General features: G+C 53.4%; 21 protein-coding genes. All 21 read right to left on the bottom strand.

Going from position 1 to position 25,975, the window contains the following annotated elements; all coding sequences use genetic code 11:
• Positions 1-251 precede the first annotated feature (251 nt).
• Positions 252-1,262, bottom strand: coding sequence for a FecR domain-containing protein (locus Q9291_RS03520; RefSeq protein WP_306388611.1), 1,011 nt, complete (start codon positions 1,260-1,262; stop codon positions 252-254).
• A 5-nt stretch (positions 1,263-1,267) separates the two neighbouring features.
• Complete coding sequence (locus tag Q9291_RS03515; RefSeq protein WP_306388610.1) at positions 1,268-1,792, bottom strand: sigma-70 family RNA polymerase sigma factor; 525 nt, start codon at positions 1,790-1,792, stop codon at positions 1,268-1,270.
• A 150-nt stretch (positions 1,793-1,942) separates the two neighbouring features.
• A complete protein-coding gene (locus Q9291_RS03510; protein ID WP_306388609.1) occupies positions 1,943-2,434 on the bottom strand; it encodes a type II secretion system protein in 492 nt (163 codons plus the stop codon).
• Positions 2,421-2,798 carry a type II secretion system protein gene (locus Q9291_RS03505; protein WP_306388608.1) on the bottom strand — a complete coding sequence of 126 codons (378 nt, stop codon included), beginning with the start codon at positions 2,796-2,798 and terminating at the stop codon, positions 2,421-2,423. The genes Q9291_RS03510 and Q9291_RS03505 overlap by 14 nt, the downstream gene beginning before the upstream one ends.
• A gap of 1 nt (position 2,799) precedes the next feature.
• The gene (locus Q9291_RS03500; protein WP_306388607.1) at positions 2,800-3,300 is read right to left on the bottom strand and encodes a prepilin-type N-terminal cleavage/methylation domain-containing protein; all 501 of its coding nucleotides are present in this window, start codon (positions 3,298-3,300) and stop codon (positions 2,800-2,802) included.
• 33 nt (positions 3,301-3,333) lie between these two features.
• Positions 3,334-5,349 (bottom strand): secretin GspD/PilQ domain-containing protein, encoded by a 2,016-nt coding sequence (locus Q9291_RS03495; RefSeq protein WP_306388606.1) that lies wholly within the window; start codon positions 5,347-5,349, stop codon positions 3,334-3,336.
• Positions 5,346-5,855: a hypothetical protein gene (locus tag Q9291_RS03490; protein ID WP_306388605.1), complete on the bottom strand. Its 510-nt coding sequence runs from the start codon at positions 5,853-5,855 to the stop codon at positions 5,346-5,348. The genes Q9291_RS03495 and Q9291_RS03490 overlap by 4 nt, the downstream gene beginning before the upstream one ends.
• Positions 5,852-6,436: a hypothetical protein gene (locus Q9291_RS03485; RefSeq protein ID WP_306388604.1), complete on the bottom strand. Its 585-nt coding sequence runs from the start codon at positions 6,434-6,436 to the stop codon at positions 5,852-5,854. Before Q9291_RS03485 ends, Q9291_RS03490 begins: the two co-directional genes overlap by 4 nt.
• A complete protein-coding gene (locus Q9291_RS03480) occupies positions 6,424-6,903 on the bottom strand; it encodes a PilN family protein (RefSeq protein WP_306388603.1) in 480 nt (159 codons plus the stop codon). The genes Q9291_RS03485 and Q9291_RS03480 overlap by 13 nt, the downstream gene beginning before the upstream one ends.
• 44 nt (positions 6,904-6,947) lie before the next feature.
• The gene (locus Q9291_RS03475; RefSeq protein ID WP_306388602.1) at positions 6,948-7,880 is read right to left on the bottom strand and encodes a hypothetical protein; all 933 of its coding nucleotides are present in this window, start codon (positions 7,878-7,880) and stop codon (positions 6,948-6,950) included.
• A complete protein-coding gene (locus tag Q9291_RS03470; RefSeq protein WP_306388601.1) occupies positions 7,861-9,555 on the bottom strand; it encodes a GspE/PulE family protein in 1,695 nt (564 codons plus the stop codon). The genes Q9291_RS03475 and Q9291_RS03470 overlap by 20 nt, the downstream gene beginning before the upstream one ends.
• A gap of 75 nt (positions 9,556-9,630) precedes the next feature.
• Positions 9,631-10,827, bottom strand: coding sequence for a type II secretion system F family protein (locus Q9291_RS03465; RefSeq protein ID WP_306388600.1), 1,197 nt, complete (start codon positions 10,825-10,827; stop codon positions 9,631-9,633).
• A gap of 41 nt (positions 10,828-10,868) precedes the next feature.
• Positions 10,869-11,306, bottom strand: a complete 438-nt coding sequence (gspG, locus tag Q9291_RS03460) for a type II secretion system major pseudopilin GspG (protein ID WP_370530734.1) — start codon at positions 11,304-11,306, stop codon at positions 10,869-10,871.
• 119 nt (positions 11,307-11,425) lie between these two features.
• Positions 11,426-12,790: a TolC family outer membrane protein gene (locus Q9291_RS03455; RefSeq protein WP_306388599.1), complete on the bottom strand. Its 1,365-nt coding sequence runs from the start codon at positions 12,788-12,790 to the stop codon at positions 11,426-11,428.
• The gene (locus tag Q9291_RS03450; RefSeq protein ID WP_306388598.1) at positions 12,790-14,214 is read right to left on the bottom strand and encodes an HlyD family type I secretion periplasmic adaptor subunit; all 1,425 of its coding nucleotides are present in this window, start codon (positions 14,212-14,214) and stop codon (positions 12,790-12,792) included. Before Q9291_RS03450 ends, Q9291_RS03455 begins: the two co-directional genes overlap by 1 nt.
• 12 nt (positions 14,215-14,226) lie before the next feature.
• A complete protein-coding gene (locus tag Q9291_RS03445; RefSeq protein ID WP_306388597.1) occupies positions 14,227-16,008 on the bottom strand; it encodes a type I secretion system permease/ATPase in 1,782 nt (593 codons plus the stop codon).
• Entirely contained in the window at positions 16,005-17,717 is a 1,713-nt protein-coding gene (locus Q9291_RS03440; protein ID WP_306388596.1) for a type I secretion system permease/ATPase, read from the bottom strand. The genes Q9291_RS03445 and Q9291_RS03440 overlap by 4 nt, the downstream gene beginning before the upstream one ends.
• A gap of 65 nt (positions 17,718-17,782) precedes the next feature.
• Complete coding sequence (locus tag Q9291_RS03435; RefSeq protein WP_306388595.1) at positions 17,783-19,966, bottom strand: calcium-binding protein; 2,184 nt, start codon at positions 19,964-19,966, stop codon at positions 17,783-17,785.
• Between the two features lie 93 nt (positions 19,967-20,059).
• Complete coding sequence (locus Q9291_RS03430) at positions 20,060-21,043, bottom strand: hypothetical protein (protein WP_306388594.1); 984 nt, start codon at positions 21,041-21,043, stop codon at positions 20,060-20,062.
• Between the two features lie 237 nt (positions 21,044-21,280).
• Entirely contained in the window at positions 21,281-24,802 is a 3,522-nt protein-coding gene (locus tag Q9291_RS03425) for a TonB-dependent receptor (RefSeq protein ID WP_306388593.1), read from the bottom strand.
• Between the two features lie 165 nt (positions 24,803-24,967).
• Positions 24,968-25,975 (bottom strand): FecR family protein, encoded by a 1,008-nt coding sequence (locus Q9291_RS03420; RefSeq protein ID WP_306388592.1) that lies wholly within the window; start codon positions 25,973-25,975, stop codon positions 24,968-24,970.

Here is a 25,975-nt window from a genome sequence, read left to right as displayed (position 1 = left end):
AGCTATGCCGAATGAAAAATAAAAACCGGAAATAAAAATGTGATTTTTTTGCACGAACTAAATAAAGATACTATTTTTGACTAACCAACACTCTGTCATTCCCGCGAACACGGGAATCCATTTTAATCAATCACTTATATGGATCCCCGCTTACGCGAGGATGACAAATGATGCGTTTTTAGAAATGTGTTTGCTTGGTGCAAAAGTCTCAATACGATTTTTTTGAAAAAATGAATGGTCAGTGCTTATCTCTAAACCGGCACCAGTGTTGTCCAGTAACGCGTAAAACGGCGAATGCGCACCGGCAGGGTTTGCGCGATGGTTTGTAAAATGGCTTCCATATCTTGCGTGGGGAAAGCGCCAGAAATCTGCAACTCGGCGACAGCCGGGTCGCAGCGTAATACACCGGAATGATAGCGGGAAAGCTCTTGTACAAAGTCTTGCAGGCGAATGGCATACACGACGATCAAGCCATTGACCCAGGCCATGTCGGTAGCTTTGAGTTTGGTTTTGGCGGCAGTGTTAACCTGTGAAAACACCAGCGATTCACCAGCCATGACGTGTACAGGCAGGCCGGTACTTTGTGATGGCAACACTTCAACCTCGCCTTCAAATACATTGACTTTAATCAGCGCACGCCCGGCTTGTGGCCAATCGCGGACGCCAAAACGGGTGCCCAGTGCGGTCACACTGCCCTGTTTGGTGAGCACCCGGAATGGACGATAGATAGCCAATTGCTCATGCGCGGTTTCGATCATGATTTCACCATGCAGCAGTTCCACTACCCTGACTTGGTCAGTGTAGAGAATATTCACGGCAGAATCGGTATTGAGATGCAGTCGGGTGCCATCGGTCAGCATGATCTGGCGGCGTTCGCCCACGCTGGTTTTGGCATCGGCCAGCACACCGCGCCATGGCTGCTCACGGTAGCTGTAATAGCCCACGCCACTGGCGGAAAGCAAGATCACCATCTGTTTGAGCACGCGCCGACGCTCAGCTGAAGGTGGGGCCTGCAATGTGGCCACGGCCAGCGCAGCGGGGACCTTGCCAAACTGTTGCTGTATGCTTTCGACACGCTGCCATGCCTGGCGATGGGCGTCATCCGCCTCCAGCCAGGCTTGCCAGGCAACTTGGGCCTGTTCATCCATGTCATCCGAGCGCCAGCGCGCATACCAGAGACTGGCTTGCTGCATCGCGGGCGTGATTTTTTCAGCCAGTGCAGCGCGAACAGGCAACAGGGGTTCTGTCAGCGGGGGGCGCACGGCATCTAATCCTGACAGAGCGCCATGCATTGCAGCATGGCCGTGGCCATGTAGGTGCCGACAGTACGGGTGGTCACGCCCAGCCTGGCAGCGATTTCGGCATAACCCAGACCTTCAAGCTGGGCAAGCAGGAAAGCCGTGCGTACTTTAGCAGGCAAGCCGTCGAGCATAGCATCCAGCCGCATCAGCAATTCGAGCATGAGTGCGCGCGCTTCGGGCGAGCCGGTTTCAGCCGGGGCAATGTGCGCCAGAGCTTCCAGGTATGCGCGCTCAAGATCACGGCGGCGCACATGGTCCACCATCAGGCCATGCGCAATGCGGCTCAAATAAGCGCGCGGTTCTTGCAAGGCGGGCAATTCGGATTTCAGCAGCACATTGACGAAAGTATCCTGTGCCAGATCAGCTGCACCAAACGGACAGCCCAGTTTTTTGTTAATCCATGCCCGCAACCAGGCATGGTGCTCCTGGTAGAGCATGTGCACGATGCCCTGTGACCCTGATGCAAGTGAATCTGATCTTAGATACGTCATGATGGCAGACCTTGAAAACAACTACTGGGCTTGCCGCAATATCAGTGCCAATTTAGCAACCCTTTGAATTTAAAGAAGTTAGCTATTTTCAGCGTTACAAAGGTGGCTGATAACAACCACATTTAAACCAGTTTTTAATCTATTCAACCATCAGGCGGGGTTTGCGCCGACCACTGGTGCCGGTAAATACACAAAATACCACTCACCGTAATAGCGCTTGTTGTTGAGGTGCTCTAACTCGCCGCGGTAACCTTTGGATTTAAAAGGCGCTTTGTCAGACAGGCTGTAGATACCCATAATGCCCCCGCTGGGGGCCTCGACAATGCCCCAGCCTTCACGCTGGGTGATGGGGTCTACATAGGCTTTGCGCAGATGCTTGCGAGCAGTGGGGAAACGTTTATCTTCAAGCAGCGCTTCCAGCGTGGGGGGAAAGGTTTTGACCACACCGGGCGTCTGGTTGTAATAGCGGCCAATCGCATCGCGGTAGGCCAGCCCGACCTTGATTAACTCGTGCTCGCGTTCACGCAGCATCTGCATGTGCCAGCGCTGTGTGGCTTCTGACATGACCAGCCCGCTCAGCAAGATCAGCATGAACATGCCGATCAGGACAAAACCTGCCAGTGGCCGCCTACCAGAGCGCATAAGGCGTGCCATCCTCGGCAATCATGTTGGAGCCGCTATGCACATCATACACGCTGCCTTTTTCTTCAATATCCGGCGGCAGGGTAATCACCCAGGTATCGGCACGGTCGGTGATCGGGTCTGGCGGAATGGCTTTCAGGTATTGCCGCTGTACCAGTTCATCCAGGGTTTCCGGATAGCTGTTGCGGTCACTGTAAAACTTGTCGATGGCATCGCGCATGGCCAGCAAATCGTGGCGCAAGGTGGTTTCTTTGGCACGTTGCAGCATGTGCATGAATTTGGGCGTGACGATGGTCATCAACAAGGCCAGAATGGCCAGCACGACCAGCATTTCGATCAGTGTAAATCCACGTTTCAAACGCATCTCACCACTCGCTGTAAGGTTGCTGGTTAATGCCGGTACCGGTAGCGCGCGAGCTGACATCAAACACATCTTTTGCCATGTCATCCACCGCGCCATCATAGCCATGAATACGCCAGGTTTGCGCATTGCTGAGGGTCGGGTCCGAGGCAAAGGGGTCGCGCGGCATGCGGCGCAAAAAACGGATTTTTTTCTTGGCAGGGTCCTGGCTGTTGGCCACGCCAATCACCAGAATCTGCAAATTGGGCGGGTAGCCGCTGTCATCGGCAGATTTTTTCACCAGCCCCTGATCCACCGCACTTTTATAGTCATCGATCGCGTCGCGGATTTGCCACAGGGCGCGCTTGAGTTCGCGCTCTTTTTCGCGCTTGGCATTGAGCTGCACCACCGGGCTGGCAGAGGTCACCAGCAAGGTCAGCAGGACCAGAGTTACCAGTAACTCGACCAGCGTGAAGCCTGTTGATTTTCTGCGGCAGCCGCGTGTATGTTGCGAAAGCTGATTCATGGTGTACGCCAACGGGATCAGGGGTGCACCATACTAGGGTTGCACCATACTATTACCACCCATACTATTACCGCCCACGCCACTCCCGGTCCCGGCGCCCATCTCATTGCTGTTCATGATCTGCGCGCCAAAGCCGCTATCGTTACGCACATTGCCGCTTTGGGTAGATTGCGGCGTATTCACCGGCTCGCTGATCGGCGCCGCCGCACGCACCGCCGCGCCAGCGGGATTCGCCGCCCCGGCCACGCCGGAGGGAATCAGGCTGTAGATGGCGTTGGCAGGCGTGATGTTGTGGATGATACGCGGCGTAATCAGCAGCACGATCTCGTTTTTGCGTTTGTCGTTGCTGTCATTGCTGAACAGCTTGCCAATGATGGGCAGGTTACCCAAGCCAGGCACCCGCCGCCGTGTTTTCTGCTCATCGTCACGGAACAGCCCGGCCAGAATCTGTGTTTCATTATTGCGCAACTGCAAGGTGGTGATGGCGTTGCGGCTGCCAATGGTATACGCCAGCACGCCGCTGTCGGTCCGCACCTGATCGGTAATATTGCTCACCTCCATGCCAACCTTGATACTGACCTGATCCTGCATCTGGATCACCGGTTCGACATCGAGCTTGATGCCCACTTCAATATAATTGACGTTTTGCGAGACAAAGCCCTGCGCATTGGCCACGCTGGTCAGCACGGGTATTTTATCGCCGACATGGATTTTGGCACGGTCACGGTTTTTCACGCGGATTTTGGGGCTGGCCAGCAAATTGGTGTCGGTATCCTGATGCAGCATATTCAGCACAATCGCCGGATCGTTCACGGTAAACACGCCCAGGCTGCCATTAAAATTGCGCAACTCGGTCAGGCTGAGCTGGCCCGCCTGCGGTTGCGTGCCAGCGGTAGTGCCTGCCGCGTTGCCTTGTACGCCAATGCCGATCTGGCTGGGATACTGGATACCCAGTTGTTCCAGATTGCGCCGGTTGATTTCCATCACCTCCACTTCCAGCATCACTTCCGGCTCATTGAGGTCCTGCGAGGCAATCAGTTTTTCGGCGACTTTAATGCGGTCCATGGTGTCGCGGATGACCAGGGTATTCAGCTTTTCGTCGATATACACATCGCTGGCGCGCAACACCATTTTCATCAGATTGAGCGCGCGCTTGGCATCCATGTGGTTCAGGTAAAAGCTGCGGACAAACAGCTCTTCATAAAAACCGGCGCGTGCCAGCGGATAAATCTGCAAGGTATTACTGTTGAGCACTTTTTTGCCCAGCTGGTGACTGGTCAATATCACCTCCAGTGCCTGCTCGACCGGCGTATCGCGCAGCAACACATTGACGCGCGTGCCTTCATTGAGCTCCTGATCAAACGAAAAATTCAAATCAGCCGCTTTGCCCAGGTATTCGAAGGCATGTTTAATTGGCGTGTTTCTGAACTCCAGCGTGACCTTTTTCTGCAGTGAAGACTGCACCGGACGCACCGCGCCCAGCCGTTCATTTTTTTGCTGTTCGAGTTGCTCGAACAAGGCCCTCGCTTCTGCATGCGTCGGCTGCTCGGATAAAATACCACGCAGCATAAATTCGGCGCCAACCATGTCACGCTGTTCAATCGCGGTTTTGACCTGCTGCATTTGCCCGTCATGCAGGCGTGCGAGTTGCACTCTTTGCAAACCATCACTGGCCGCCCGATTGGCGGGCGCGCTCGCCAGGATAAGTGTGTAGGCATCGCTGGCCGCCTCGTACTGCCTGGCCGCCGCCAGCGTATCTGCTTGCTGCAATTGTTTTTGCAGTTTTTTATCCTGCAAAAAAGCCAGCCAGTTTTTATACTGCGGATTGTTTGGCTCCGCATTGAGTAGCGGTTGCAACAGCGCGATGGCGGCGTCCTCCTGCCCTTTGGCAGCATAATCCCTGACCTGGATCATGGCAGCGCTGGGCACATCCCCGGTCTGCAGACTGGCGCAACCGGCGATCAGCAATGCGCCTAGCCAGGCAGAGGCCTGTGCCCAGTGCTTGGCACGGCGCACAATAAAGCGTTGACCCATCATTCTTTTTTTCAAAACACCCCCCCGTTATCCAGCTTAATTTCAAATTGCTCACTTGCATGCTTGAGCACCAGCACCTGGCTATCCAGCCTGGCCACCTGCCAGCCATCGGCAAAGTGGTCGCCCAGATGGCAGACATACTGCTGCTGCCCATCGGTTAAAAAGACAGCCCAGCGGTTGCCCTCATACAGGCGCCCGGCGTAGGTATAGGGATTGACGGGGGCCGGCGGCTCCACAGGCGGCACATCGCTGCCGCCTGCTGGCATGGCTGCAAACAAATTGGCACGCGGCGCGGCCTCTTCATCCAGTGTGGCACCAGCGATTTGTATGGGTTGCATGCGGGGCCGCGCATGCAACTGAACGGGAGTCACTGGCAGTTTCAGTGCCTGTGCAGATCGTCTGGCAGGCACTGTCACTTGTCTTGGCGCAAGATCAGCGGTGGTCTCGGATTGTTCTACCCACCAGCACGCACCCAACGTCAACAACAGGGCCAGCCAAATCCCCCGGCGCCGCATGCTCATACCCCTCCTTTGCGGGTATACAGGCTGAACTCGATGAGTGCTTCAAGTTCAGGCTGCATAATATCGCTGCGTTGCAACTTGCATTGCGCCAGCGCCAGGCTGGGATACGTATGCAGCACATGCGCCAGAAACTGCCGGATCTGAAGGTAATCGCCTTTCAGTGGCAGCTTGATGCGTAACTCCTGCAATACATCGCTCTGACCCGGCACGGACTGGAATTCAGCGCGCTCAAAAATCATGCCCATGGCATCTGCCTGGGCCAGGATTTCGGCACTGATACGCTCAGCTTCGCTATGCGGTGGCCACTGCCTGAGGGTCTGCATGGCGGCATCTGCCGCCAATGGCGGGGTTAACCGTGGCTTGCCAGACACGGCCACCAGCGGGCGCGACAGACTTTCTTGCAACTGCAGCCGTGTGTGCCACGCCGCGCTGATCAACACAAGCAGCAATCCCAGCACAGCCAGTACGCCCCATAGCCATCTGACAACGATCGAACTCTGCATGGCGGTGAATGCCAGCCGTTTGTGCCAATGGGAGAACCCCAAACGGGTAACAAACGCGGGCCATGCTAAAACACCCATGTCGCCTCCAGATCAAACGCTGACAGGCGCAGCCCAGCCACCTCGGCTGTTTCATTTGAATTGAGTTTGACATCACGCAGTACGGCCTGCTGCTTCAGGCGCTCCAGAAATTGCCAGCCAATGGCGCGTTTTTCGGCCAGCACAGTCATGCGTATATGTTGTCGTTTGACATCCGGGGCCAGCAGCACCCAGTACACCTTGGCTGGTTGTACCGACTCCAGACTGTTAAACAAGGGCAACCAGGGCGTATGGATGCGTGACTGCGCCTGTGCAATGGCGGTGTGCTCTGCCGCCAGCAAGGGCGCATCCCTGGTGGATAGGGCAGTCGTTTTGGCTGGTTGCAGGGCCTGCTGCCTCGCGGTCATTTGCTGTTGCAGTCGCGCATGATCGTGTAACAATTGCCAGTAAAATGCAGTCAACAACAAGCAAAGCAAGAGCGATACTGCACCCATTAATGCTAACCGCATGGCGGGCATGTTGCCTGCAACATGGTTAAAAACGACCCGGCGCATCAGGCAGCCCTCTTCCGCAATGGCATCCGCACTTCTGTACCAGACCGGGTATGGGTGGACAAGCCAATCACATGAAAGGCTTCGCCCAGTACTTCATGTACCTCTGGTGCATCAGCCTCTGCCACCAACACATTCACCAACTGGCGCTCGGGATACAGCACCTGTGCCCTTAGCAAACTATGCTGCACCACTGATGGCCATTGCGGCTCACTGGCCAGCGGCAGCGTGTTGATTGACAGCCATTGCCCCTGTTGCAGGCAAGCGATAGTCAAGCCATTGCTTTCACGACAAATGACCCAGCCTGACTCTGGCAAACGTTGCTGACGAATACCATGCAAGGCTTGGTTGGCAGACAACATCCAAGCCGGATAAATGGCGCCTAGCGACAGGCCATGTTCGGCAAATAGCGCCTGTAAACGGGCAACCAGCCCAGGCGGTAACGCGTTCAGCAGTGCATGCTCACCATAGCGTGCTGGCTGGCTGCTAATTTGCCAATCTTGCATGGACTCGCCAAAATGTTGCTGCATCAGGTGCAAACAATAAGCCTCGCGCTCTGATTTACGCAATACATCGCCCTGCCAAGGGGCCACCAGCCAGCGCACGAACTGATTGGACACGATCACCACCACATGCAGACCTGACCGCCGTGTCTGCGATTGCATAAACACTGGCAAGTGGGCAAGTATCTGCGCCAGCGTGGTCCACACGACCTCTTCCGGCCAAAAGCCTGTCTGCTGTGCAGTGCACGGGATAGGCTGTCGCGCCAGCAATACTGGCTGCCAGCCCTGACGCCAGTCACGGCTTGATAAAAACACCTCTATGCCATTGGCACAGACGACCACCCGCAACTCCGGCTGCGTCCATGCACGCCACCAGTAACGGCTGTCCGACGGGGTACTGTCGATGCCGGGGTCAGGATAATGATGTAACACGGTTAATCTCCTGCAAGGTAGTTTCGCCGGTTTCTACCAGCTTGAGACCCGCCTCTCGCATACTGCGGGTACCGGATTCGGCGGCCAGCGCCTTGACCTGGCTGATGGGGGCTTTGGCCACAATCAGCTCGCGCAAGCGGTCGTCGAACTGCAACAGTTCGGCAATGCCCTTGCGCCCTTTGTAACCAGTGCCATGGCACTGGCCGCAGCCCTGGCCTTTTTTAAACTGATAACGACGGATATCCGCCGCCTGCAATCCAGACTTGGTCAGCAAGGCAGCGTCTGGCCTATCATCCACCTTGCAGAACGGGCAAATCACGCGGATCAGGCGCTGGGCCAGAATGGCATTGACCGCCGAGACAAAGCTGTAGGCATCGACGCCCATATTGGTAAAGCGGCTGATCACATCAAACACGTTGTTGGCATGCACGGTGGTCAGCACCAGATGGCCGGTCAGCGCCGACTGCACGGCAATTTGCGCAGTTTCCCCATCACGGATTTCACCTACCATGATTTTGTCAGGATCATGCCGCAGGATGGAGCGCAGACCGCGGGCAAAGGTCAGGCCTTTCTTCTCGTTGACCGGAATCTGCAATACGCCGGGCAGCTGGTACTCCACCGGATCTTCAATGGTAATGATCTTGTCCTGGCCGGTATTGATTTCAGAAATAATGCCGTACAAGGTGGTGGTCTTGCCGCTACCGGTCGGGCCGGTCACCAGCAACATGCCGTAAGGGGATTCGGCCTGGGTACGGATACGCGCCAGCATCTCGGGTGCAAAACCGAGTACTTCGAGGCTGATACCCTGGGCCTCGCTGAGCGCCTTGCGGTCGAGCACCCGCAATACGGCGTCCTCACCGATCACGCTGGGCATGATGGAGACGCGCAAGTCGATCTCGCGCCCCAGCGCATGCACTTTGCAGCGTCCGTCTTGTGGAATGCGGCGCTCGGCAATATCCAGCTCGGACATCACCTTGATTCTTGAAATGGCCTGCTCGGCCTGCGCCACCCCATTCAGCCCGCCCACCTCGTTGAGTACGCCGTCAATGCGGTATTTCACGTGCAAGCCATGCAACGTGGTCTCGAGGTGAATATCACTGGCCCCGGCCTTGAGTGCGTCATACAGGGTTGAACGTACAAAGCGCACCACCGGGCTGCTGTCTTCGCTGATGGATTTGAGCGATAGCGCCTCCACCGGGCTGGGTTCGTCCCCCGCATGCGCTGTCTCGGGCTGCATCTGGTCCATGGCACGCATCTGGTTTTCGTGATACTGCAAATATGCTGCAATATCATTGCGGTGCGCCAGGCACCAGCGAACGGGGGTCGACACCATGGTCTGCAGCCGATGTGGCAACACCTCGTCAAACGGATCAGCCATCACCAGCCACGGCGTGGGCCCCTCGCTGGCCAGTAACACCGCCTGCCAATGGCTGGCCTCGGTAAAGCCCAACTGGTCAAAGCGGGGTTGCAGTGCATGCAAGGCCAGCGCCGTCAGCACCGGATAATGCATCAGTTGTCCGAGGGCGCGCACAAAGTCGTCCGGGGGCAATCCGCTCTCGGCTTCGAGCACCTCGACCAGTGGCCGCCCGCTTTGCTGCGCCAGTTGCCTGGCATGGGCGAGCTGCGCTGCCTGGATAGGGATGTCGGCAGGCATCGGCAAGTCTTGCATGTTCATTCGATGGCTTTCCTCATGCGCTGTTCATGGTTAGGGCTGCAATCACTCAATCGCACTTCATATTTTGGGTCGCCATTACTCAATGGCGCCAGCCAGTTCAAAAATCGGCATATACATCAACACCACCACCAGCCCGACAATCAGGCCGATCAATACCATCAGTGCCGGTTCGAGCAATTTGCTCAGCCACTCCACACGACGTGCGGTGTCTTCGTCGTAAAATACCCCGATGCGCACCAGCATTTCGTCAAGGCGGCCACTGCGCTCGCCCACACGTAACATGCGGCTGGCAATCGAGGTGGTCAACCCATGGCTATCCATGGTGCCGGACAAGGCTTTGCCTTCACGCACCTCGCCAATCACACGCTGCAACGCCAGTTGCATCTCCTGCGGCAAGAGAGACTGCACCATTCCCAACGCAGTCAGCAAGGGAATTCCTCCCTGCAACAACATGCCCAGCGTGCGGTAAAAACGCGCCAGCTGATAAATACGTAAAGCCTCGCCCAGACTGGGGATCCGCCATATCTTTCGCATCAGCCAGGCCCTGAACAGGGGCCGCGAGCCAATAAAGGCCCCAAGGGTAAGCAGGCTGACCGTGGCCAGCAGCACGAGATCGCCGTGGCCGTGCAACAGCTGCCCCCATTGCAGCAGCAGGCGGCTGGCCCACGGCAGGTTCTGCCCACCGCTTTCGTAAATGGTACTGAAGCGCGGCACCACATAGCCCAGCAGAAACAGCACCACCAAGCCACCGACGGCAATCAGCAGCAGCGGATAAATCGAGGCAGAAATGATCTTTTTGCGGATGGTATCGACTTGTGCCTGATAGCTGACGTGGCGATGCAAGGCCTGCACCATATCCCCAGTGCGCTCGCTGGCCCGGATCAGGGCGATATAGAGTGGCGTGAACACTTCTGGCTGCTGCGCCAGGGCCTGCGACAGGGGCAGGCCTTCGTAGAGAGATGCACGCAACTGGCTGAGCACCGCTTGCGCATGGTCATGCTGTTCTTTCTCGGCGAGACCTTCAATCGCTTCAATCAAACTCAGGCCGGATTCCAGCAGCGCCAGCAGTTCCTGGCTAAACAGGCTGACGTTGAACTGCTGGGTAGCCCATGGCCACTGCATTTTTTTGCCAGCGGCATTGCGCGCAGGGATCACCCGCAACACGCCATAGCCACGCGCCTGAGCCAGCATTCTGGCTGCCTGTGCATCCGCCGCGTCCAGCGTCATGGCGCTCACCTGGCTGCCCTGCATGACTTTCAATTCAAACTTCATGACCTGTGTGCTCCCATTTCAAGCAGTCATCGCGCACTGCGCTACCAGCTCCCGACGTCGCTGTCAGCACCTTGCCCGCCTGCCACCCCGTCACTGCCCAGCGTCCACACGTCGTAATCGCCATGCTCGCCCGGATAACGGTAGAGGTAGGCACGCCCCCACGGGTCCACCGGTACATTTTTGGCCAGGTAAGGGCCATGCCATTTTGGCTCGCCATCCGGCTGCCGGTTTAAGGCGGCCAGGCCCTGTTCGGTACTCGGATAACGCCCTACATCCAGACGGTAGGTATCCAGCGCCCGTGCCAATGCCTCAATCTGCGCCTTGGCGGTTTTGGTTTCCGACTTGCCAATCTGGGCAAAATACTTGGGCCCGACGTAGCCTGCCAGCAGGCCGATAATGACCATCACCACCAGCAATTCCAGCAAGGTGAACCCTGATGGCTTCCCACATTTCCGTCTCAACTTCATCGCTTGATGCATTTTTTTAATTCCCATCTGTTCAATGCCCTGATTCAATTTCCCTGACTCCATTTCTATGCTTCCATTTCCCAAACGCCACGCCGATCGCGCCATGCATACAGTACCCTGCGTTAAGCGCCTTACTTTTTGACAATAAATAGCTGGCTCACACGATTGAGCGTGTCCAGCGTGAGCAATCCGCTACTGAATTGCAGATTGACCCAGTCGCTGATCAGGCTGTAGTAAGCGCGGGTCAGGGATAACTGGTTGGTAAACAGTTTTTGCTGGGCATCGAGCACTTCGTGGTTGGTTTTAAACCCTGCCTGGAAGCCTTTTTGCGTGCCATCCAGCGCGACGGTGGCTGACTGCACCGCTTGCTGGTAGGCCTTCACCGATTGTTGTTGCGCCTGCATGCCCTGAAAATATTTGCGTACATTGAATTCAATTTCGCGCGCCTTGGCGATCATGGTTTCTTCGCTGGCAATGAGGCGGTTGGCACTCTGCCGCACGTTGGCACTGACATAGCCACCGGCAAACAGCGGCACATTCATCTGCAAGGCAATGGTGGTGGTATCAAAGCGTGAGCCTAACGTGTTGTTACTGTCGTTTTCACTCAAAGAGCGCACGCCGACCAGGTCCAGCGTCGGGTAATGCCCGGCCTGCTTCTTTTCAATGTCTTTTTTGGCCACTTCGATGGTTTGCAGGGCAGCCGCCAGTTCCGGGTGGTGTTGCCGCGCCAGATCCAGCCAGGTATCCAGCCCATGTTCCGTCGGTGACAGGCTGGTCAGGCCATCCACCACCAGATCCGCCGAGAGGCTGTGACTGGCACCTGTCAGCATCTGCAAGCTCTGCTGGCTGGACAGCAAGTCGTTGCTGGCCTGAATCTGCTCCACTCTGGCGACATCGAGGTTGGATTGTGCTTCACTCACCTCCACCACGGTGCCGCTGCCACGGGTGTAGCGTTGCTCAGCCTGAAGCAATTGCTGGCTCACGGCCTCCAGCTTGCGCTGCTGCAACACAACCCGGTCCTGCGCATACAGGGTTTCCAGATAAACCGAGACCAGCTTGAGAATCAGCTTGGCATTTTCCTGTTCGAGCAGCGATTCCTGCGCACTGACATAGGATTTTGCCCCACCATAAATCGCCAGCGTCTCTTTATTAAATAAAGGCTGCTTTACCGACAGGCTGTAATTTTCCAGCGCATAATTGAGTTCGCTGTTGATGGCACCCAGCGTGGTTTGCGTAGTGCGATCCGTATTGCCGCGGCCTTTGGTCAGGCCTAATTGCACCTTGGGATAAAACAGCGCGCGCGCCTTGGCCAGCTCTTCACGCTCGGCCTCGGTGTTGGCCAGTGCCGCCCGGTAATCGGCATTGTGCGTGACCGCCAGCGCATACAAGCCATTCAGGTCTTCCTGTGCCTGGCAGAGTGCCGAGCCTCCGCACACCGCACTCAACCCAAGAACAAATAGCCACCAGACATTCGAATATTGTCGCCCGCCACGCATTACTCTTCCTTCATTGAAGCCGCCAACCGCTTGCTCAGCGGATGCATCAGGTACGCCCACAAGGTGCGCTCACCGGTCTTGATCACCACCTGCACCGGCATCCCCGGTTGTAACTGGCGCCCCTGTAAATCCTGCATGCCTTTAGCAGTCAAGGCCACCCGCGCCAGATAATACGAGAGACTGCCATCCGGCGTGGCCGCCGGTTTGGTCAGCAGATCTTTCGACAGTGACATCAGGCGTCCTTCTGCCAGCAACTGCGGACTGTTGGCAAAGGTTGAAAAACGCACATCGGCGGCTTGTCCCACCTGAATTTTGTCAATCAGGTGCGGCGGAATCTGCGCATCGATAATCAGGGCTTCGCCTGAAGGCACAATATCCATCAGCTTCTGACCGGGCTGGATCACGGCACCCACGGTATGCACCTGCAAGCCGACTACTTGCCCGGCCGCCGGGGCGCGTATGTCCGTACGCGCCAGGTCTTCCTGCAAGGCCAGTACTTTCTGTGCATCGGCTTCAACTTGCCATTTGACCTGCGCCATCTCGGCATCAGCCTCTTTGCGCTCGGCCTGAATGCGCTGGTTGATCTGCTGCTGCACCTCGAGGATGGATCGGTGTGCCCGTGCAATATTGCCCTGGGTATTGGCCCGCTCGCCATAGAGGGCGGCGACCCGCTGTTCCAGATCATTCTGCTGGTTACGCGGCGCATAGCCTTCTGCGGTCAGCGCACGCACGCCCTTGAGCTGCTCCTCCAGCAAGCTGAGCTGTGATTCATGGCTGGAGAGCACCCCCTGATACCCTTCGATCAGCGCCTGATACCCGGCAATCGCCTCGCGCTTGGCGGCAAGGTCAGCCGCCAGCGCCTGCCTGCGTGCCTCCAGTAACTGTGACTGGTTGCGCATCTGTTGCTGAATCAACGGGTCTTGCTGTTGCCGCACCAAGTCCGGGTGAAAATCAATCAGCGGGCGGCCAGTCTGCTCGGCACGCAAACGGTCTTCCTGCGCACGCAGACCAGCATAGCGCTGGCGTACCTCTTCAAAGCGGGCACGGCTGGCCTTGTCATCCAGCCGGAACAACACATCGCCTGCCTGCACCTCCTGCCCTTCGCGCACCAGCAGAGCGCCGACAATGCCGCCACTCAAATGCTGCACCACGCGGTGATTGCTTTCGACACTGACCACGCCTTCGGTGGGCACCCCTTCGTCCAGTGGCGCCAAGGCTGCCCACACTACAAAGCCCAGCAGCCCGGCCAGCAAGACCCAGACGCCTTTGCGGGCATGGGCAGGGGACTGACTATACTGCTGAATCGCATGGTCATTCGAGGCCTGCATGGTGGAAGCCGACAACTGTGGCCCCGGTGCCGGTGCGGCTGGCGCAGTGGCAGAGGGTGAGCCTGATGGCATGCTTGATTGAATAGTGGGTTGCATGGCTGTACGTGCTTATCCGGGAATCGCAGCGTGACTTGCCGCGTGGTACTGGTTTAAATAGGCGATACCTGCATCGCGTGGCCCCATATGGACGGCCTCGCCGCGTTTGAGTATCAGCAGGTCATCGGTGATCTTGAGCAGCCCGGAGCGATGTGAAACCACCACCACCGTGCACTGCATGGCCTTGCATGCCTGCAAAATCTGCATCAGGTGTACCTCGCCAAATTCATCCAGGCTGGCATTGGGCTCATCCAGCACCAACAGCATGGGGTCGCGGTAAATGGCGCGGGCCAGCCCCAGTAACTGCCGTTGGCCACCAGACAAGGGCAAGCCATGTTCATCGAGCCTGGTGTCATAACCCTGCGGCAGGCGCAAAATGGCTTCGTGCAAGCCGGTACGCTGGCAAGCTCGGATAATTTCCGCGGCATCCAGCGCGCCAAATCTCGCCACATTTTCAGCAATCGTGCCTTCGAGCAGCGACACCTGCTGTGGCAGATAGCCCACATGCGTCAAGGCGGCTGGCGGAAGTGCGGGCTCAATAGCAGTCCCATTCAGCCAGTAGCCGCCCTGCGCAACCGGCACCGCGCCTACCAGCAGGCGGGCCAGCGTGCTTTTACCCGAGCCGGAACTGCCCATCACGCACAGCACACGACCGGGCTGGATGTGCAGGCTCAAATCGCGCAATACCGGCTGCTGATTCACCACCACACTGGCCGATTGCAGTACCAGTTCGACAGGGCGTGTGCTTGCAGACGTAGCGACCATCCGGGCAGGCACGGCAGGCGCTGCCAGCACCTGCTGCACCTCAAGCGCAGCGGCGGTCGCCTGCACACACTGGCGCCAGCTGTGCACAATCACATCAAACGGTTGTAAAGCCCGTGCAATCAGCACATTAGAGGCAATCATGGAGCCCACGCTGATGTCACCCCGAATGGTGAGCACGGCGGCTACCGCCAGCATCAGCGACTGCATGGTATACCGACTCCATTTGTTCACGCACTGGCTACGATCACTCACACGCAAGCCCAGCGCCTCACTTTGCGTTTGCTGCTTGAGCAACTGTTGCCACTGCTGTTGCAAGGTGTGCATCATGCCCATGACATGGCTGGTTTGCAGGTGCCGGATTTTTTGCTGCAAAAATGCATCGGTCTGCTGCCGGGCCTGCTGGCTATGCTGCAAAGGCGCAGCCATTACCCGCTGATTCCACACCGCCACCACCCACTGCACCAGGCAAAACACCACGGCCGTCAGCCCGAGCACCGGGTGCAGAATGGTCAATACCATGATATACACCACACTCCAGGGCATATCGAAAAAGGCAAACAACCCGGCGCCGGTCATAAATTGCCTCACCGCAGTCAGGTGCTGCAACACCTGCGCGGGGGCAATCTGGTGACCAATCTTGTGGTCAGTCCTGTCAACCACCGGGCGCGTATCAAACGCTGCATGAAACACCTGCTTGCCATAATGCAGGTCAAACTGCACCCCGGTTTTGATCGCCACCGCACTGCGTATCCAGTCGGCCAGTGCCATAAACAACAACAATCCAATGGTCAGCAAGGTCACCGCCACCAGCGTCAGGGTATTGCGGCTCACCATGACCCGGTCATACAGCTGCAACATATACAACGTGGGCACCAGCATCAGCACATTGGTCAGCATGCTGAGCCAGGCCATCTGCAAAAAAGCACCGCGAAAAGGGGTCATCAATGCCAGCCACGCCGCGCGTGCAGGCAGTGGCATGCGGTCAGGGGTCGCTTTGTCCGCTGTGGAAGTGATGGCCGACACCGTCATTGATGCACCGCCTTTCCGGCATCCGCCTGAAAACTGGCCAGCACCTCTTTAGGTTTGCCATAACGCAACATCTGGCCTTGCGCCAGCACCAGCATCCAGTCAGCCACATTCAGCACATGCTGCAAATGGCTGATCACAACAAAGGTAGTCCCCTGCTGCTTCATGCGCATGATGGCTTGCAGCAAGGCACGTTCGGCAGCGCTATCCAGATTGGCATTCGGCTCGTCGAGCACCACAATGCGCGGCTTGCCATACAGGGCACGCGCCAGCCCCAGCAGTTGTTTTTCGCCCCCGGACAAGTACAGGCCCTCGCGGCCCAACAGGGTGTGCAAGCCCTGCGGCAACTGATCCACCCAGTCATGCATGCCCAGTAGCGCAATCACCTCGTCCAGCGCATCCGGGTCCGGCGTGGCAAACCGGCAAATATTCTCGCGCAGGCTACCGTCAAACACATCGACCTCTTGGGCCAGATACCCAACATAAGGCCCCAGCTGGGTTTTATCCCAGCCATAGACATCCACACCGTCATAGCGCACACGGCCACTGGTCGGCGCCAGCAGCCCCACCAGCAGTTTGGCCAAGGTGCTTTTGCCGGAAGCTGAAGCCCCAGCCACCACCAGCACCTGACCGGCAGACAGCTTGAACTGCACCTGGCGAATAAACGCCTCCTGCGTGGCTTTGCCGGGTTGCGGAATGGCATACGCCAGTTGCTCCACACTGATTTCACCGGTGGGCGGAGGCAACACCAGCCCGCTACGCGGACGCGCAGGCACCGCCAGCAGGCTTTCAATACGGCCATACGCCACCCAAGCCTGCTCAAAAGTTTTCCAGTGGCCGACCAGTTGTACCAGCGGAGAGAGTGCACGTGCAGCCAGAATCGAAGCCACAATCATCATGGCCCCGCCTTGCGCCAGCTCACCACCAATCACCAAGTAACAGGCCAGCCCCAGAATCAGACTGGTTTGCAGGGTTTGCAACAAGCGTGACAGCGCAGCATGTTTGCCCGCCAGCTCGGAAGCCTGTGCCTGTTGCCACAAAAAACCGTGCTGACTGTGCAACCAGCGCTGCTCAATCGGTGCCAGCATCTGCATGGCACTCACCACTTCATGATGGCGACTGACGCTGGAAAAATACCGCTGGGACTCCATCGCATGCTGGTTGGCCGCCTGCATCAGCGGCGTCACACCGGCCTGGTTATGCATGGTCAACACCAGCTGCACGGCCAGCCCCAGCAAGGTCAGCATGCCCAGCGCGGGGTGTATCCAGAACACGGCAAACAGGAATATCAAACAGAAAGGGGCATCGATCAGGCCCAGAAATGCTGAAGAATGCAAGGTATTCTTCAGCACCGAAAAATCAGAAAATACCTGCTGTGCAGGAAACTCATGCATGGAAAGTTTGGAGGCAAACGTGCGCTCAAACACGCGTTGCTGCAACAGCTGCTCAAAGCGCTGTGCGCCACGCTGCAACAAAGTCCTGCGCTGCCACTCGAGGGCTTCCATCACCAGGTAAGCGAATACCGCCAGCAATGTCAGCATGAATAAAGTAGAAAGATTGCGGCTGTTAATGACGCGGTCATACACTTCCAGCATGTACCACGAAGGCACCAGCACCAGCAAATGGGTGACAACACCAAACAACCACACTTTGCGCCAGACAGGCCAAAGCGCAGGCAACGCCTGTTTAATGGTTTCAACTTGGGACAACATACTCACGACAAAAAATTCAGCATAGGAATATGGCAAGCGGGGTTAGCCGCTTGCCAATATCGTGATTAGACGATCACAAAGTCAGAAGTAGACAATGTATTCACACCAGTCAGAATGGCAATATCTACCTTCGCACCGCCACCATTACCATCAGCGTCATAGCTGAGTGTTTTAGTAGTTGTGTTGTAAACCAGGTAGTCATTGGCATCTGTCGGTGTACCCGTTGAGTTCACACGCAGCATGCTGCTGTTAAACCCTGCCAACTGACTGTACTGATCCAGGTGCAATTCGATTTTGTCGTTGCCACGGCTGAAGTCAGTGATGGTATCTACACCAGTCAGGTTGAATGCAGTGTCTGTGTAAGTCTGCACAGTGGTTGAAGAACCGGTGACCACTTCCTCATACACTTTACCGAAGACAAACGTATCCTTACCGCCACCGCCAGTCAACGTATCGTTACCGCCATTGCCCACAAACACATCAGCTTTGGTGGTACCAATAAAAGTCTGCTGGTTCGCATTGCCTTCAAAACGCAGACCATTGGTGGTCACGCCAGAAGCATCAACGACTACATTGTTGATGGTGCCGCTGTTGTTACCCAGGGTGTTGGAAAGATCCGATACAGTGCCATTAGCTTTAAAGTAGTAGTGATCGTTCAACAATTGCAAGTCTGTATTTTCTACATTCAAGCGACCCACCGTACCGCCCACTTGCACGACTTCCATAGATTGGAAGTTGTCATTGTTGAGCACCACAGTCCCGTTAGCTTTGGTGTTAGCGCCAATGCCGGTAGTAATACGCAAAGTATCCACGCCGTCACCACCCACGATTACATCGTGTGTAGCGCCAGTCGCGATCCACTCTTTGTTACCGTCATCTGCTTTAGATGTCGTACCTTGCACACCACTGCCAAACCCGCCGATCACAAAAATGTCATCGCCTTCGCCACCATCCAGATAATCAGCACCGCCATGACCAATCAGCAAGTCATTGCCGCCGTTGCCGTAGACTGTGTCATCACCTAAACGCATGGTCGCGTAATCCACGCCTTCGCTACCCAATACGATTTCATGCGCATCGCTGCCTTCGTTAGCGCCGTCAATGCGAGTGAAGCTACCTTCTTCACCTTCTGAAGCATCGTAGATAATGTCTACATTGTGGAACAGATTTGCAACTGAGTAATCGTCAAATTCGATGGATGCTTTGTCATACTCAACTTCCACAGCACCTACAATAGTATCGCTAGGCTCAAACTCTGCCTCCTCAAACTCAAGCTCAATGGTGACAGACTCGCTTGGACCACCAGCAACACCATAAATATGGGTACCTGGATTCAAGAAGCCTAAACTGAGTGACTCACCGTTTGCTTCCAATTGCTCAGCAGACAGTGTGATATTGACACCACTTGCCAACTCGATACGCTCAATACCTGTAAATGCAAGCCCCTCAAATTCACCCGACTTAGTAAACTCAAGTGTATCAACTGCGTTGTATCCAGCAATCGTTGTGGCAAACGTGCTAATTGCTGAAGACCCTGGGCGAGTAACAATATTCAAGCGAACATCAGTTTCTGCCTCTTCAGACATCTCCTGATCTTCAATTTCGACAAATTGATTTGTTACTGTATCAAAACCGAAGAGCGCACCCTCTTCTTCGCCGCCTTCCTCTTCTTCCTCTTCTTCTTCACTCAAATCTACATAGCGAGCAGCCTCGCCATTATTATCCAAGCCTGATACACCACCTACAATAAGTATTGACTCAGACTCTTCTTCATCACCAATGACAAAGCTATCGTTGCCGCTTCCTCCAACCAAAATATCGTTTGAAGTGGCAAAGTAAATATTTCCATCAACATCTTCATCACCCAATGTCGATCCTTGACCTTCAATATAATCAAAACCTTCACCTCCGATCAAAATATCATCACCATCACCAGCAAAGATTACATCGTCACCATTGCCTCCACTGATAATGTCATTTCCATCCCCGGTTTGAATATAGTCAATTCCATCTCCACCAGAAACTGCATTATTGCCGTTCCCCGCAACGATGATGTCATCACCTGCTTGACCAAGTATCACGTCATCACCATCTGAGGTAATAACGGTGTCATTACCAGCTCCAGCAAGAATCACGTTTGTACCGCCAAGATCAGTGATAGTGTTGTCTAACTCATTACCAATAATCACATCATTTCCTGCGCCACCCTCATATGAAATATCAGTTGCATTAAAAACTTTAATAGCCATTTCATGACTCCTTAATTAATTAAATACCCAAAGTATTATTTGGCTGGATAAAGCAACATCACTTTATCCAGCTGATTTAGTTAATTACCAATGTTAATAAGGTGATGTTGGTGTTGGAGTTACAGCCCCATTCGGAGGCACAAAACCAGTTACAGGCACCTCAATAAAGCGTTGATTCGCCGCTGGATTGGCGCCATCAGTACTTTGTTCTTGGAAGGTTTGGCGTAAACGGATCGCATTTGCTACTGCTGTGGGTGCCGCTGATGAACAAGAAGTTTTCACATAAAACATTGCAGAACTTGCCGTTGTAGACCCATCATCGTCACGAGCATTAACATCAGTTGTAAACTCTACCCAATTAGAGTTTAGATCAGCTTGCTGTTGAGCAGCGCTAGCTGAACCAGGCCAAGAATCTAGACCATTAATTGAAGGGCTAGAACCCAAACCCGTTAAAGGTTGTGCTACATCTCCAGGGCGATGTTGGACTGAGGTGAATGTGCGGCCTGCACGATAAACAACATCAGCTGTACTAGATGAACGAGAGTATGCTACCTCCACTGTTCTTGCGGTACTCGTAGATGTATCAACAAAACCACCACGCGCAATGCCATTTGCTTCAAAATATTGATTGCCAGCATTACCAGTATTGTAATCTGTTGTATTGGCAGTAAATTTCATGCCATAGATGCATTCTGTTTGTGCAGCATTCCGCCAGACAACATCAAGTAAAGTGCCAATATTTTTATTCGTATTACCTGAGTAGGTATTGTTCAATGTTACCTGGCGATTTGCAGTACTCACTAGACTAAATCCAGAAATTGGTGCAGTTAAATCCGTCGTTGGAGCAGGACTGATGTAGCAGGCATTATCTGGAGACGTCGTCGGATTCTTTACACTTGCGCCACTACCAGAACCTGAACCGAAATCTCCGGTAGGATTACAAATAATATAAGCTGTCGTCCCTCCAGAAATGGTAATTGGCGTGGTGGTTGGAATTGATTCAAATCCTGCCATGGCTTGCGAATAAACAACACCAAAAATGCCCAAAACCGCTAACCTTAATGTAGAAGCTTTCATTGTTATCTCCTAAAGAGTTAAAATAAGCGGGCATTTGTGGCTGCCCGACACCAATTCACCACAACTCTTTTAGTTCCTTGTAAGCGCTAAGTCAGTTGCAGTCGAATTCTTGTATTAATACATTAGTGTGGCTAACCACAAATGCACCATTTACTACCATTCGTTAATTTCTTTGTTCACCTAAGAGTTTGGTAACGTTAAATAAACTAAGCCAAAGTTTCATCAGGACTTTTCCCGCTATTGTTTATCCGGCACAAAGTGCCAGTTCAAGCTAAACCAAATACCTCTTGGCGCGCCTGGAGCAACAAAATTGGTAGTTAACCAGTCGCCGGAATTGTGGTTATATCCGTCAGGTCCAATGGCACCATTAATACTTGGTGAAAATGGGTTCACCCCTAAACGGCCTGCACTGAAATACTCTCGATTAAATAGATTGTTGATGAGTAAGTTTGCTGTCCACTCTTTACTCAGTTTGTAACTAGTTTGAAAATTGAATACTGCATACCCAGGGATTTTTCCGGGATTAGTAGTTGGCTGGCGATACGCTGTCTGGAAACTGTTAAAAGTCCCATCGGGATTAAATGTCCTTATGATTACTGGTCTTGCCACACCTTCGCGATGTTCATTATTTTCATTACCTCGCAGATAAGACCAAGAATGCAGCACAGCGCCTAAACCAACCGTCCATTCTGGAGTAACATCAAAACTAAAGTTTGCATTAAGGTTATGTAAAGGTACACCAGGGATACGGTCGCCAGGCTCGACCTCAATAAGCCCTCCTAAAACATCTCCACCGGAAACGAACTGAGGAGTTGCAGCACTATTCGAGGCGCTACCCGTGATGAACGAGCTACGAAATTTCGCATCAGTCATTGAGTAATTTAAACTGAAGCGCGCTCTACCCAAGTCGCCTTTAAGTCCCATCTCAACCCCTTGGCGACGCGTCTTACCAATGCTGTCAAAAAAGTTTTGGTTGGTGTTGTAAGTCACCAGGTAAATATCGTCTTTGAGTTCGGTACGGTAGTAACCCAAGTTCCATTCAAATTTATCAGCTAAACGGCCACGTGCGCCAAAATCGAATGTTTCAGCTTTTACTTGTGGCAAGTAAGGGTCGCCTGCCAATGTGCTTGGTAATTGACAGGAGCGTCCCAACGCAACACTTCGAGGAATAGTCAAGCCACTATCGGTGGTATAAGGTGTTTTATCAAGAGCACAACCAAGTTCAATGACACTTGGTGTTCGTGTACCTTGAGACCAATTTGCATATAAATTTAAATTTTCCTGGGCTTGCCAAGTTGCACCTAGTGATGGGTTTAAAGAGTAGTAAGAAAACCTCTCGGTTTCGGGTGGAAGAATATTATCTACAAATGGCGTGCGATAACCTGTTGGGATGCTGACCAAACAATCTGCTATTGACATCCCAACTGGGCACACATCGAATTCATTTGGTGCGTTTAGGAATCCAGAAAGATTAATTTCCGATTGGCCATAATCTCTTGCTGCGAGTGTATTGCGTACTTGCGTTTCGTTATAACGCATAGCTCCTGTCACATGAACAGTGTCAATTGGTGTCCAGGTTTCGCTTGCATATAAACTTTTGGTGATTGAAGTGCCATCAAAATTATTATTTCTGATTGGGACATCCGCAGCTGCGTAAATATCTAATGCACGATCGGGATCAAGTGTGCCATTACGCTGTGCATCAAAGAAGCCCAGCTGTTGGGAATTATTATATTCTGCATAATTTTTATCAATCGAAGCACCCATCATGAATTTGTGCTTTTCGAGATTCCAGTTTAACTGGAAAGACGCACCATCGACCTTTTGGTTGATACGACTATCTGTAATGACAGCTGTGGGTACTCCCTCAACATATCCACTTTTTCCATCATAAAGACCATCCACCGCTACCGGCTTATTGGTAACGGGATCCAGTAAAAGGTTGTAGGCAATACCAACATTCGCATTCGCATTTAATTGAGTATTTTGGCAGTTGGTTCCATTGATTGCCTGTTTAAAAGCAATAACGTGCTTGGCACCATCTGGGGTGTAATAGTAAGTGTTCGCGATACCCGTAAAGATACCGTAGTCAACGCCAAAACCCGCCATATCAGAAACAGCATTGTTATATCCAAACTGAACTGTATTGATCAGGTAGGAAACTTCAAAATTAGAATAGGATTCTTCAGGCCCATTAAACTCATTAAATGTGGGAAATTTATTTTGATAAACATATTGAGTTGTATTTGCATTGTAAGCAAACTGGTCTTTTGCTAGAGCCTCAATATAATCTGGTAAATCTTGATCCCCTAACAACGAATAATCTGCATTTCCATTATTGAACAACTCTGCCAAAAAAGGACTGGAACTAAAATCATTAGGATTGGGGATATCAATAACAATATAGTCCGGAATACCATATTGATTGTTACTTTCAAATAAGCACGTGTATTGATCTCCAGCGGCAAAGTTCTGACTGACCGCCTGATTACCATAGTCAGTGTAAACATCGGCGTTATTTTGATGGCGCTTACTATTTCTGCGATAAACCTGCCCCGTTACAGTAAAGGTGTCGTTTACAAAGTAGCTTCCCGATAGCTGAAACTGTGACAGTCGGTTTTTTGTCTCGTCTGGACTTGTAAAATTACTTCGTCGATCCTGCTCATAAAAGTTAGTCGGGACTAAACCATTCCCAGTCAAGTCAGTACCAACCCATAAGGTACTTAAATTAAGATCAAGCTTATCTCCACGATAACTTGCCTTACCGAAAAACTGATTTACCTTACTTGGAGAATTATTACGCCAGCCATCCTCCATAAAGAAATTACCTGCGCCGAACAACCCTACTGTACCGTTATTCCAGCCCGCCTCTGCCTGCAGATACTTACGTCCATAAGAACCCGTCAATACTTCCGCATCTGCACCAGCATTGTTAAACCCATCCTTAGTCTTCATGGCAAATGCACCGCCCAAAGTATTCAAACCAAAAATAGGATTTGAACCAGGAAACACATCAACACCAGCAAGCGCATTCATTGGGATCATGTCCCAGTTCACAACATCACCAAACGGTTCGTTCATACGAATCCCGTCCAAGAATACGCTTAAGCCTTGCGGAGTACCAATTTGCGGACCTGCCGTAAAACCACGATATTGCACATCCATTTGGAATGGGTTGCCTTGGTAGTCATTGACCGTCACTGATTGCAGCTTGCGGTTCATCAAGTCAGTAATGCTTAACGAATGCGCCTCTTTGATTTCTTTAGCTGAAATACTCTGTACGTTGCCAGGGATTTCATCTTTAGTGAGCGCCAAACCAGGCAGCGGGCCAATCTCATAAAACCGCTTGGCGCGTACTTCAACCTTTTCAACATTCACACTTTTATCCTCAACCTTTGGAGGAGCCTTTTGAATGTAGACGTTCTCGCCTTCAATTTTTGGCACTAGTCCACTGGTATCAAGAAGCCGTTGCAAAGCCTCTTTACGGGACATGCGACCACGCACTTCGGGCGCGGTTTTACCGGATACCAGATCATTAGGGAATGAAATGCTCATGCCTGCAGCTTTCCCAAGCGCGTGCAGCGAGGTTGCCAAAGGCTGTTTTGGGATATCCACATTAATCGGAACACTGAATGATTCCTCCTGCTGTTTTGGTATCGCGGTATTGAGCGTATCTGCAACACTTTCCATTGCAGATATCACCCCCATTGCGGCAATTGCATAGTGCATTGCCTGTCTATTTATTTTTTTTATACGCATCACTTTCTCCTCCATGCTGACTCATCGAGGAGAGAGGCAAAACCCTGATGTCGATTACAAATATTTACATAACTCAGTGATAGAGGGGCGCGACTGAGCAAGCGATTCATATGGGGAGGTTGAGTGCGTGGCGCTGGCGCCAGCACGTGTGGCGACCAGCGTTAGTTAGCGTTGGCTATTCAGCAAGGTGTATTGCGGGGTTTCTTGCACTTGTACGGCTGCGATATTGGGCAGGCCATGCAGAAACTGATCAATATTGTGAATATTGATATCGGCAGAGATATTACGGATTTGTCTGCCTTGTGACTGCACCGGCTTGAGGCGATAACGTGAAACGGTGCTGGCAATTTCACCCAGATCTGCGCGGTCAAACACGAGACGTCCGGTGAGGAACGCAAAGGCATCGGCAGCAGGGCGATTGACCAGCACGGTGGCGTGATTGGGATAGACTTCTACCACCTGGCCGTTGGTAATTTCGCGTGACTCTAAAGGGGCCTCTGTTGCAGTAGCCTTGCTCGGCGCGGCCAGCTTGGGCGCGACTTTTACTCGGCCATGGTCAACACTCACCCGGACCAGTTGGTCTAGCCGGTTCACGGCAAAGCGTGTGCCCAATACAGTGACGACTGCGGTATCGGTTTCGACCACAAATGGGCGCTCGGGGTCTTTTTCAACGTCAAACACCGCCTCACCTTCTTTGAGTAATACGTGGCGTTCGTGGCGATAGTAAGTCACTTCCATTTCGCTCTTGGCGCTCAAGGTCACTTTGGTGCCGTCATCCAGTGTTTTAATCGCGATTTGACCAACCGGGTTGAGCGCAGCCATTTGCATGACTGGCGCAGCTTGCCACACCTGATATTGCTGATGGGTAAAATAGCCGATCACACAGAACATGCCAATGACCATCAGTTGCCCGACACGACGCTGTTTAAGCTTGCGCTTGCTTTCCTGAGCCATAAAGGCTTGCTGCTCGGCGGCATCAGCCAAACTGGACAGTGCCTCTTTGGAATCGAGCTGACGCATGAGCCCTGCAATACTTTCGTATTCAGCCGCATGACGCGCATCAAGTGATAGCCATTGCTCAAACTCGCGACGCTCAGGAGCATCCTGCTTGGTATGCCGCATGCGGATATACCAGCGGGCAGCCAGTTCACTGAGGGTGAGCGGTTTGCGCAT

It is taken from the genome of Methylophilus aquaticus, from assembly GCF_030769565.1.
In the GTDB taxonomy this organism is placed as follows: Bacteria; Pseudomonadota; Gammaproteobacteria; order Burkholderiales; family Methylophilaceae; genus Methylophilus; species Methylophilus aquaticus.
The sequence above is the reverse complement of the archived record's forward strand: the minus strand, read 5'-3'. Positions and strand labels throughout refer to the sequence as shown.

Coding starts and splice junctions, on each gene's coding strand:
- Q9291_RS03470 (WP_306388601.1), bottom strand. CDS start 9,555: ATGAACATGCAAGACTTGCCGATGCCTGCCGACATCCCTATCCAGGCA.
- Q9291_RS03455 (WP_306388599.1), bottom strand. CDS start 12,790: ATGCGTGGCGGGCGACAATATTCGAATGTCTGGTGGCTATTTGTTCTT.
- Q9291_RS03445 (WP_306388597.1), bottom strand. CDS start 16,008: ATGACGGTGTCGGCCATCACTTCCACAGCGGACAAAGCGACCCCTGAC.
- Q9291_RS03490 (WP_306388605.1), bottom strand. CDS start 5,855: ATGAGCATGCGGCGCCGGGGGATTTGGCTGGCCCTGTTGTTGACGTTG.
- Q9291_RS03435 (WP_306388595.1), bottom strand. CDS start 19,966: ATGGCTATTAAAGTTTTTAATGCAACTGATATTTCATATGAGGGTGGC.
- Q9291_RS03450 (WP_306388598.1), bottom strand. CDS start 14,214: ATGCAACCCACTATTCAATCAAGCATGCCATCAGGCTCACCCTCTGCC.
- Q9291_RS03500 (WP_306388607.1), bottom strand. CDS start 3,300: ATGAATCAGCTTTCGCAACATACACGCGGCTGCCGCAGAAAATCAACA.
- Q9291_RS03425 (WP_306388593.1), bottom strand. CDS start 24,802: ATGCGTATAAAAAAAATAAATAGACAGGCAATGCACTATGCAATTGCC.
- Q9291_RS03420 (WP_306388592.1), bottom strand. CDS start 25,975: ATGCGCAAACCGCTCACCCTCAGTGAACTGGCTGCCCGCTGGTATATC.
- Q9291_RS03510 (WP_306388609.1), bottom strand. CDS start 2,434: ATGCGCTCTGGTAGGCGGCCACTGGCAGGTTTTGTCCTGATCGGCATG.
- Q9291_RS03515 (WP_306388610.1), bottom strand. CDS start 1,792: ATGACGTATCTAAGATCAGATTCACTTGCATCAGGGTCACAGGGCATC.
- Q9291_RS03505 (WP_306388608.1), bottom strand. CDS start 2,798: ATGCGTTTGAAACGTGGATTTACACTGATCGAAATGCTGGTCGTGCTG.
- Q9291_RS03465 (WP_306388600.1), bottom strand. CDS start 10,827: ATGAAGTTTGAATTGAAAGTCATGCAGGGCAGCCAGGTGAGCGCCATG.
- Q9291_RS03430 (WP_306388594.1), bottom strand. CDS start 21,043: ATGAAAGCTTCTACATTAAGGTTAGCGGTTTTGGGCATTTTTGGTGTT.
- gspG (WP_370530734.1), bottom strand. CDS start 11,306: ATGCATCAAGCGATGAAGTTGAGACGGAAATGTGGGAAGCCATCAGGG.
- Q9291_RS03480 (WP_306388603.1), bottom strand. CDS start 6,903: ATGCGGTTAGCATTAATGGGTGCAGTATCGCTCTTGCTTTGCTTGTTG.
- Q9291_RS03485 (WP_306388604.1), bottom strand. CDS start 6,436: ATGGGTGTTTTAGCATGGCCCGCGTTTGTTACCCGTTTGGGGTTCTCC.
- Q9291_RS03440 (WP_306388596.1), bottom strand. CDS start 17,717: ATGTTGTCCCAAGTTGAAACCATTAAACAGGCGTTGCCTGCGCTTTGG.